The sequence below is a fragment of the Halococcus sp. IIIV-5B genome, from assembly GCF_003602035.1.
Lineage (GTDB): Archaea > Halobacteriota > Halobacteria > Halobacteriales > Halococcaceae > Halococcus > Halococcus salsus.
The window spans coordinates 1-742 of the sequence record NZ_QZWE01000071.1 but is presented as its reverse complement, the minus strand read 5'-3'; the positions used below and the strand labels follow the sequence as shown (position 1 = coordinate 742).

The window sequence follows — 742 nt, the reverse complement described above, 5'->3', positions numbered from 1 at the left end:
TGAGCAAGCGATCGATATACCTCGTGACGTTCTCATAGAGTATTCTCCCAGTGCACGAATTTTCCCGGCGATCACAAAGCCTAAAGAAGTAGATGTGCTGAAACGAATTCTGCAATACCCGTCGCTCGCGGAAGACGTCACCGATGGGTGGCAAGCCCGACCACTTCCAGAGGAATTGAACAAGACTCGGGATTCAGACCGGTTCACACGAACGGAGGAGAACGGGGACTATCCTGTGTACGGCGGCGAGAACATTCACCAATTCCATTATAACGGCGCGATCGACAACCAAACTAATTCAGCACTAGCGTGGAGTGTCGAAGAATCAGTGGCTCCGGCAGAAAGCGCGAAGCGTCGGATCCGTGAGAAACGATTCAATACTGGAGAGCCAAAGAAATCGCTCTATAGTCAGTTCGGTGGACCCAAATCTGGAAAGTCTCAAAAGCAGTTTGTCAATGACTTGCTAGCAGAACACCGAGACAGTCCTCTATCCGAGGAGGATGTCCTTCTTGATTGTACCGAGTATCGACTCGCATATCGTGATGTTGCACGATCGTCGGATGAGCGAACGATGATCGCTACGGTGTTACCGAAAGAATTTGTCTGTGTCCATACGCTTCAGACACTCCGGCCCTACAATATCAGTCCTGAGGCATCTGGATTAAGTGAGAAACCGCTCCACGGGATTTACCAACGAGTATTCTCCGATGAGGAACTGTTCGTTGCTGCTGGGTTATTGAAC

Annotated in this window: 1 pseudogene; it reads left to right on the top strand. The window is 50.0% G+C overall.

The annotated features are described in order from the left end of the window. Positions 1 to 235 precede the first annotated feature (235 nt). Positions 236 to 742: pseudogene (locus D3261_RS20785) on the top strand (hypothetical protein); the annotation flags it as partial.